The organism is Frankia sp. AgKG'84/4 (assembly GCF_023242965.2).
GTDB lineage: Bacteria > Actinomycetota > Actinomycetes > Frankiales > Frankiaceae > Frankia.
In genome coordinates this window covers 1-8266 of sequence record NZ_JALKFU020000210.1, presented here as the reverse complement: position 1 = coordinate 8266, position 8266 = coordinate 1, and the positions used below count along the sequence as shown (strand labels likewise).

The 8266-nt window shown below is 71.8% G+C and carries 9 protein-coding genes; 3 read left to right on the top strand and 6 right to left on the bottom strand.

What is annotated here, in order from left to right:
* The coding region (locus MXD58_RS14405) for a hypothetical protein (protein WP_250609403.1) at positions 1-379 on the bottom strand (379 nt) is incomplete at its 3' end.
* A gap of 268 nt (positions 380-647) precedes the next feature.
* Here MXD58_RS14405 and MXD58_RS14400 point away from each other — a divergent pair.
* Positions 648-1421, top strand: a complete 774-nt coding sequence (locus tag MXD58_RS14400; protein WP_248841370.1) for an SDR family NAD(P)-dependent oxidoreductase — start codon at positions 648-650, stop codon at positions 1419-1421.
* Between the two features lie 93 nt (positions 1422-1514).
* Here MXD58_RS14400 and MXD58_RS14395 read toward each other — a convergent pair whose 3' ends face one another.
* The gene (locus tag MXD58_RS14395) at positions 1515-2729 is read right to left on the bottom strand and encodes an amidohydrolase family protein (RefSeq protein ID WP_250609402.1); all 1215 of its coding nucleotides are present in this window, start codon (positions 2727-2729) and stop codon (positions 1515-1517) included.
* Positions 2730-3126: 397 nt separating this feature from the next.
* Here MXD58_RS14395 and MXD58_RS14390 point away from each other — a divergent pair, with 397 nt between their 5' ends.
* Complete coding sequence (locus MXD58_RS14390) at positions 3127-3483, top strand: group I truncated hemoglobin (protein WP_248840384.1); 357 nt, start codon at positions 3127-3129, stop codon at positions 3481-3483.
* Here MXD58_RS14390 and MXD58_RS14385 read toward each other — a convergent pair.
* The 4 genes from MXD58_RS14385 to mftD form a co-directional block, all read right to left on the bottom strand.
* Positions 3470-4549 carry a phosphatase PAP2 family protein gene (locus MXD58_RS14385; RefSeq protein ID WP_250609401.1) on the bottom strand — a complete coding sequence of 360 codons (1080 nt, stop codon included), beginning with the start codon at positions 4547-4549 and terminating at the stop codon, positions 3470-3472. The two genes, MXD58_RS14390 and MXD58_RS14385, sit on opposite strands and share 14 nt — an antisense overlap.
* Before the next feature lie 152 nt (positions 4550-4701).
* Entirely contained in the window at positions 4702-5952 is a 1251-nt protein-coding gene (locus tag MXD58_RS14380; RefSeq protein WP_248840382.1) for an ABC transporter substrate-binding protein, read from the bottom strand.
* Positions 5953-6053: 101 nt separating this feature from the next.
* Entirely contained in the window at positions 6054-6449 is a 396-nt protein-coding gene (locus MXD58_RS14375; protein WP_248840381.1) for a hypothetical protein, read from the bottom strand.
* Between the two features lie 118 nt (positions 6450-6567).
* Positions 6568-7746, bottom strand: a complete 1179-nt coding sequence (mftD, locus tag MXD58_RS14370; RefSeq protein WP_248840380.1) for a pre-mycofactocin synthase MftD — start codon at positions 7744-7746, stop codon at positions 6568-6570.
* Positions 7747-8022: 276 nt separating this feature from the next.
* Between mftD and MXD58_RS14365 the strand changes: the two genes are divergently transcribed.
* On the top strand, positions 8023-8266 hold a 244-nt coding region (locus MXD58_RS14365; RefSeq protein WP_250609400.1), incomplete at its 3' end, for a DnaK-like suppressor protein.

Genomic DNA, 8266 nt, shown 5'->3' with positions numbered 1-8266 from the left:
CGGCCAGCAGGCCGTCGACGACCACGAGCCGGGCGGCCGCCGGGCTGGTGGCGACCGTCGCCAGGACGGAGGACAGCGGCAGGGCGGTGTAGGCGAGCCGGTGGGCGTGCCCGCCGCTGGCGGCAGCGGTGCCCAGCAGGACCGTTCCCTCGCCGTCCACGAAGACGGTGCCGGCGACGTACACGACGAGCGTCCCGCTGGCGGCCTCGGCGGCCGCGGCGACCGCGTCGCCGAGCTCCAGCGGGCTGGCCGGATCGAGCAGAACCCGCAGGTTCTCCTCCGCCAGGCCGCAACGGTGCACGAACGCGCCCCTGAGCGCCTCCGGCACGACTCCGCCGCCGCCCACGAGCAGCACCCGCGTCCCGGACGAACCCAGCACCAGCTGCGACGTCCGCGACGTCGTCGAACGAACCACGGTCCCCCCCGACACCGCGGCGGGCTACCAGGACACCCCGAATCGGTCCACGCCCGCCCTATCTCCACACCATAGATCACCCTGGCCGGTTCGGTGCAGGCCGCGTGAGGTCGGGGGTACGACCTTTCAGTCGCACCGCCATACCACAAATTGTATAAATGATTTTTGCCGCCTCGCGGCACGAGGACGACCGTCCGCCCCGCGGCGGCGGTCGATGCGGAGGGACGCGGCCATGGACGCCGAGAAGTTGCGCACGCTGTTCGACCTGACCGGGCGGGTCGCCGTCATCACCGGTGGGACCCGCGGGATCGGGCGGGCGATCGCGGAGGGCTTCGTGGCCGCCGGGGCGACGGTGGTCGTCGCCAGCCGCAAGGCCGACGCCTGCGCGGAAACGGAGAAGCACCTGCGCGCCATGGGCGGCGAGGCGCTCGGCGTCCCCGCCCACGTCGGGGACCTCGCCGACGTGCGCACGCTGGTCGAGCGGACCGTGGAGGCCTACGGCCGGCTCGACATCATCGTCAACAACGCGGCGACGGGCCTGGGCCAGCCGATCGGGTCGATGACCGAGGCGGCGATGGCGAAGTCGTTCGACGTGAACACCCGCGGCCCGGTCTTCCTCGTCCAGGAGGCGTTGGAGCACCTCAAGGCGAGCCCGTCCGCGGCGATCATCAACGTGCTGAGCGCCGGCGCGTTCCTGCACACCCCCTGGCTGTCGACGTACGCCGCCACCAAGGCGGCGTTGCTCGCCTACACCCGGGCGATGGCCGCCGAGCTCGCCCAGTACGGCATCCGGGCGAACGCGCTGACCCCCGGCGCCGTCGACACCGACATGGTCCGTGCCACCGGCACGCAGTCCCAGGAGCGCATGGCGAACGCGAGCCACCTGCGCCGCATCGCGGACGCCGACGAGCTGGTCGGCCCGGCGCTGCTGCTCGCCTCGGACGCGGGCAGCTACATCACCGGTCAGGTGCTGCTGGTCGACGGCGGCCTCGTTGTGGCGCGCTGACCCGGCGTCGTCAACCGAAACGCCAACGAGGCCGGTCGACACCGCCTCGTTTGCGGTGTCGACCGGCCTCCTCGTGTCGTCCGGGTCGCTGCCCTACACGCCGACGAGCTGGGCCTGCGCGCCGATGAGGGCGCTGTTCGGGTTCTCGGGCAGCGCGTCGAGGGGGCGGGAGACCTCCTCGACGGTCGGGCCGTACTGCGCGGCCAGCGGCGCGAGCGCCTCGAGGTCGAAACCGTAGAGCCGCGCAGCGTTGCCGGCCAGCAGGTCCCGCATCTCCGGCTCCGGGATGTGGTTCATGACCTGGCGCAGCGCCTGGGTGGTGTAAGGGCCGGTGCCCTCGTCGTGCGGGTAGTCGCTGCCCCACATCCAGCGGTCCCGGCCGATCACTTCGCGGGCCGCGACGTCGTCGGGCCGCGGGAAGCTCGCGCCGACCCAGCAGCTCTGGTGGAAGTACTCGGTCGCGGTGCGCGGCAGCGCGGTGTCCTTGGCGTACTTCAGCTCGCCGATCGCACCGCCCCGCATGCTCTTGATGACGTTGTCCAGCTGCTTGAGCAGCGGCGGGAGAGCCGAGCCCGACGCCTCGGTGATGACGAACGTCAGCCGGGGGAACCGCTCGAACACGCCGCTGACCAGCAGGTGCACGAACGGCCGCAGGCCGTAGAAGGCAACCTCGCTGATCAACAGCGCGGGCGTGGCCGCGTACCGGCCGTAGTCCGGCGAGCCGGTGCCACCGTGGAGGCTGACCGGGATGTCGAGGTCCTGCAGCGTGGCCCACAGCGGGTCGTAGGCCGGGTCGTAGAGCGGCTTCACCCAGTCGACGTCGGGAGCGATGTTCGGCAGCAGCACGCCGCCGCGCAGGTTGTGCTCCTTGATCCAGGTGGCGTCGGCGATGGCGTCGTCGACGTCGTTGAGGAAGATCTGCCCGACACCGGCACGCCGCCCCGGCTTGCGGTCGCAGAAGTCCGCGAGCCACCGGTTGTGCGCCTGCAGGCCGGCGCGGCGGCGGGCGTAGTCCTCCACCTTCGGCGGGCCGGCGAACAGCACGAAGCCGGGGTAGAACGGCGGCACCGTGTTCGGGAAGACGACCTCGCCGACGACGCCGTCGGCCAGCTGGTCGCGGTCGCGCCGCTCGTCATCCCAGTTGCGGACCCGCAGGTCGGTGTCGCGCAGGTCCCTCCACGGGTTCTTGTACTTCCCGCGCCAGGCGTCGAACTCATCGCGGAAGGACGGATCGAGGTACTCACGGTAGGTCTCGTGGCTGGCACCCGCGTGGGTGTCAGCCGAGATGATCGTGTACCGAGCGGCCACGGGGCACCCCCTGGATCGCGTGGACAGGACGTTTCAAATATAGAACATGGTTTCAGTCTTGCGTGTCAAGCCGAGGCAATCCGGGCGACACCTGGACGTGCCCGTGACCACAGCATCGACTGACCCGCCTTTGCACGCCGGCCCGTGTGCCGGCCGTCACGACTGGAACGGTGTTCTCTTTTTTGGGTGCCCTGCGGGTCGACCACCAGGATGGACGGCCATCCGGCCCCCCGACGCCCGGCCGTCCTTCTGGGCACCGCGGGCCGGCGGCCCCTGCCACGCGCCCGCGTCCACGGGTTGGGTGGACATGTCGGACACCCCGCAGTGCACTCCCCCGAAACAGGCTGGCCCGGCCCCGGTCGCGGGCCGGGCGGTCACGGCGAAAGCGAGATCTCTGATGAGTACCTACGACGCTATCGGCGGTGCCGCCGCGGTGAAGGCCGCCGTCGAGGAGTTCTACGTCCGCGTCCTGGCCGACCCGGAGATCGCCCCGTTCTTCCGCGGCAAGGACATCCCCACCCTCAAGGCGCACCAGCGCGACTTCATCGGCGCGGCGATCGGCGGCCCCGAGGTGTACACCGGCAACCCGATCCCCGACGTGCACGCCTCCCTCTGCATCAACGACGCCCAGTTCGATGCGGTCGTCGCGCACCTGCTCGGCGCCCTGACCGGCCTCGGCGTCCCGCCCGAGGCCACCGGTGAGGTCGGCAGGACCCTCGCCCCGCTGCGGGCCCAGATCGTCACCGCGGTGTAGCGCGGCTCCGGGGCGTCCCGGGATCCTCGACCCCCGCGGCGGCGCCACCATGGTCCGACCCATGCGACACCCGGCCCGGTCCGCTGTCCCTGGCTGGCGGCACGGCGGCGGACCTCGGTCCTGACAGCGGCGCTCGTTCGGTGTCAGGACCGAGGGGGCCGGGATCCGCGACCATGGTGGCGGACCCGCTCGCGGGCGCGGTCCACGACGGCGGGGCGCCGGGGGTGGCGAGGTCCGGCGCCGGCTCGCGCCGGCGTCGGCCCGAGAGCCGCTCCCGCAGGTCGCGCAGGGCGTTGCGCAGAGCGCGGCCGGCGATCTCGGCGAGGATGAGCAGGACGACGGCGACAATGCCGTCGGCCCAGAAGTGGTTGGCGGTGACCACGACCACCAGCGTGGTCAGCACCGGGTGGAGCACGATCAGCCAGCGCCACCGGCTCGGACTGATCCTGATCACCTCGTAGGCGATCAGGAACGCCCAGCCGACATGGACCGACGGCAGCGCCGAGAGCTGCGCCGCGACGCCGCTGCCGAACTCGCCGTACACGGACTGGCCGAGCACCACCGCCTCGTCCACGAAACCGGCCGAGGTCAGCATCCGCGGCGGCGCGACCGGCAGGAACATGTGGAACAGCAGCGACGAGCCGGTGAACAGCACGATCGTCATCCGCACCGACGGGTAGGCATCGCGGTGGCGGGTGAACAGCCACACCAGGAACAGGTTCATCGCGGGGAAGTGCACCCAGCTGTAGAACACGTTCGCGGCCCGCAGCCAGCGCTCGTGGTCGAGCATGAACATCTCCATGCTGACCTCGCTGGGCAGGTGCGCCCACTGCTCCGCGTGCCAGATCCAGTCCGCCCGTTCCAGCCCCCCGGCGACCCTGGTGACCCCGAGGATCCGGGCGATCTGCCAGAAGGTGAACAGGGCGAGGATGATCCCCGTTTCCTGGCTGGCGGCCGCGACGATCCCCAGGACCCGCGACGGCCGCCAGCGCAGCGCGATGCGCAGCAGCACGGCGAGCACGAGCAGTGCGCCGGCCGCGACCCCGGCCTGCTGCCACAGCGGCATCGGCGACGCACCTCCGGTCTCCCGGCGCCCCCACACCCCCGCGGTCCGGGACCGGTGCACGCCGGCGGCGCCCCGGACGTCACGTTACGTCCTGCTAACGACGGGTGCCGCATCGCCGCGCGCCACCCGGGCCCGCCGTGTCCGCGGGCCGCTCAGGTGTCCGGGCCGAGTTCGTGGCCGCAGACGTTGTTCTGGTCGACCTCGAAGGCGGTGCCCGCCGGGTTCACCCGCAGCACCGCGAGGCAGCTCGTCGGGTGGCGCTGCGCGGTGACGACGTTCATCGGCGGGATGAGTCCGTCGGCGTCGTAGTGGGTCAGCGTCCGCATCCCGGCGAGGAACGAGGCGCGGGTCGGGCAGGGCCCGGCGGCCTTCAGTCCGCGCAGGAACAGGTCCGTGTCGATGTAGGACATGATCCCGGACTCCTGCGCCGGGTTGTTCACCTGCGGGGAGTGCCGGCGCATCGCGTCGAAGTACGTGGCGATCGGGCCGCCGCCGGCCTCGAAGGGGCGGTAGCCCACCGGCAGGAGCACCCCGGCGAGATCCGGTCCGGCGCTGCGCAGCAGATCCCGGTCGTAGCCGGAGAAGGACAGCACCACCGGCGGGTTCACGCCGGCCGCGCGCACCGCATGCAGCACCGTCGCCAGCGAGCTCGGCGCGATCATCGCGACGACGGTATCCGCGCCGGAGTCGATGATCTGCCGGGCGATGGTGCCCGGGTCGTCCGCGCCCTCGGTGTACGTCTGGCTCGCCACCACCGCCACGTCGGCCGCCTGCAGGCTCTGGCCGACCCGGTAGATGGCCTCGGAGATGCCCGTCAACAGGCCGGTTCGCAGCAGGAACGCGGTCGTGCCGCCGTGGCGCCGGACGATACTGCCGTAGGTGTCGACGGGCGCGCCGATGGAGCTGGCCGGCGTGAACATGTTCGAATACCTGGTCCAGACGCTCTCGTCAGCCAGGCCCACCACCGGAATTCCCCGGTCCGCGAGGTATTCCGCGCCACCCGCGGCAGCGACGGTGAACTCGACGAACCCGAAGACGTTATCCTCCTCGACCAGCTCGCGGCTGCCCGTGAGATTCCGCGCCGGTATTCCCTCGTCGTCCCGCCAGCTGTAGACGATTTTCCGGCCGTAGATTCCCCCGGCGGCGTTGGCAATGGCTATCCGCGCGTCGATTCCGGCCCGTGCCGCCGGGAACGCCTCCCCCGCCGGGCCCGAGTCCGGGTAGAGCACCCCGAGTCGGATCTCCTTCCCGCTCACCCCCGGCGCCGTGTCACCACCGGTGCAGGACGATGCCCCGCCGGCCGTCGCCGAGCAGGCGCCGAAGCCGACCAGGGCCACCGACAATGCCGCGGCCGGGATTCCCACCGTCGTGGTCAGGCGTTGTGCCGCCAGCCGGTTCACCACGGCACGGCGATCCAAGGGCCACGCCGGCGGCCGGTTCTGCCGGCCATTGCGCTTGCGGCGGCGCATGGCCGACGCGACGGCGCGCCCCGGACGGTGCGGCCTCACTGCGCCGGGATTCGCGTCACGCCGGCGGCGCCACCGCCCCGACGCCGCAGGCAGCGAAAGGAGGCGGGCGCGGGCCGGCGCGGAACCCGGCGCGCCAGCACCCGCTCGCCGGACTCGCCGGACTCGCCGGACTCGCCGGACTCGCTGGACTCGCTGGACTCGCCGGACTCGCCGGACTCGCCGAGACCGTTTTCCAGACCGGCCGGGTCATCATCCGCGGCGGCGCGCGGCGCCGGAATCAATCGGGCCACGGAGGGCCTTAGCAGCACCGGATTTTCGCGATTGTCGGCCGACGGATCGTCGCTGTGCGGCCATTCCGGCGTGGGGGTCACAATTCGAGGGCGGCAGGACATGACCCAATGGTGCATGTAACCGACCGTGGCGACAACCATGCAAGTGGCCTTGGCCCCGGGTGCAACACGGTGTTGCATCCACATTCATTGCACCCGGGGAGCCTCGTTTCAGACCGGTATCCTCAATGTTTCGAGTTACCGAACCGCGAAGGTTTGGTCAGACTTTACGGTCCAGCGCGAACTCGGCCGGCACCAGGATGTCCTCGGGCGACAGTTCGTGCACCGACGACCTGCCGAGACCCAGCAGGGTCTCGCTCGTGCCCTGGCGCAGGATCTCCAGCACGTTGGTGACGCCACGCTCTCCGCCAGCGGCCAGTCCCCACAGGTAGGCACGGCCGATCATCACCGCGCGGGCGCCGAGCGCGAGGGCCTTCACCACGTCGCTGCCGCGGCGGATGCCACCGTCGAGCAGCACCTCGACCTGGTCGCCGACGGCGTCGACGACGCCGGGCAGGCACCGGATCGACGCCGGAGTCGAATCCAGGTTGTTACCGCCGTGGTTCGACACCGAGATCGCGCTGGCGCCGACGTCGACCGCGCGCCGCGCATCGTCCGGCCGGGTGATGCCCTTGATCATGAACGGGCCGTCCCACCGCTCGCGCAGCCAGGCCAGGTCCTGCCAGGTCGGCGGCGGGGTGCCCATCCACTGGCCGTAGGCGCCGAAGAACGTCGGCGGGGTCGCGTCCAGCGGCACGAGGTTGGGCACGCCGAGGTCGGGCAGCGACCGGCTGCGGATCCAGCGCCCCAGGTAACCGGGGCGCAGCGCGACCTGCGGCGCGTAGCGGGCCATCGCCTTCAGGTCGAGGCGCTCGGGGATGAACGGGCTGCCCCAGTCCCGCCGCGAATCGAACACCCAGTCCAGCGTGACGATCAGACCCTTGGCACCGGCCTCGCGGGCGCGCAGCGAGCGGGCGAGGATCTCCTCCCGCGAGCCGAGCCAGTAGGTCTGGAACAGCAGCTTGTCGTTGACCGCCGCGACGTCCTCGATCGGCTTCGACGCGAACGCCGACAGGCCCATCGCGGTTCCCGCGGCGGCGGCGGCCCGGGCGACGGCGACCTCCCCGTCAGGGTGTACCGCCTGCACCCCCGTCGGCGAGATCAGCACCGGGAAGCTGATCTCCTGCCCCATCACGGTGGTGGCCAGGTCCCGGCTGGTCGGCAGGTCGGCGACGTGCGGGCGGACCTTCAGGTCCGCGAAGGCACCCAGGTTGTCGTTCATGGTCACGCCGGCCTCGGAGCCGGCGACCAGCGCCTGGTACACCCCCTTGGGCAGGCGCCGCTTCGCCCGCCGCTGCGCCTCCGCGACCGTCTCGAACCACGTCCTCGTACTGGCCATCGAATCCCTACCTCGCCGCGCACGCCCCGGGACGGCCGGGACGAGAGCCAATTTGGCACTGGGTGCCACTGTAACGACGAACGCCGCCACGTGCCGCTGGTCACGTCCACACCCATCCCCCACTCCGCGCCCCCTTCGCTGCGCGGCTGAGCAGATCGCGGCCGCTTCTGTAGGGGCAAATCGGGCACGCAGCTCTACAGAAGCGGCCCCAACAGTGCCCACCCTTCAAGGGCGGGCGGGCATCATGATGGTCACGATGCCCACTCAGCCGAACCGATGACCACCGGACCGGACCCGGGCGGGCGACTGGACGCCGAACGGGCCGATGCCGCGGCGCGGGTCGACGCCCTGCGCGCCGAGTTCGAGCGCGTCCTCGGCTACACCGCCGACCGGGATGCCGACGACGAGCACGACATCGAGGGCGCCTCGATGCCCTTCGAGCGGGAAATGCTGCGCGCGACGCTGCGCCGGGCCACCGCGAGCCTCGCCGAGGTCGACGCCGCGCTCGCCCGGCTGGCCG

Coding starts and splice junctions, on each gene's coding strand:
- MXD58_RS14400 (WP_248841370.1), top strand. CDS start 648: ATGGACGCCGAGAAGTTGCGCACGCTGTTCGACCTGACCGGGCGGGTC.
- MXD58_RS14390 (WP_248840384.1), top strand. CDS start 3,127: ATGAGTACCTACGACGCTATCGGCGGTGCCGCCGCGGTGAAGGCCGCC.
- MXD58_RS14385 (WP_250609401.1), bottom strand. CDS start 4,549: ATGCCGCTGTGGCAGCAGGCCGGGGTCGCGGCCGGCGCACTGCTCGTG.
- MXD58_RS14375 (WP_248840381.1), bottom strand. CDS start 6,449: ATGGTTGTCGCCACGGTCGGTTACATGCACCATTGGGTCATGTCCTGC.
- mftD (WP_248840380.1), bottom strand. CDS start 7,746: ATGGCCAGTACGAGGACGTGGTTCGAGACGGTCGCGGAGGCGCAGCGG.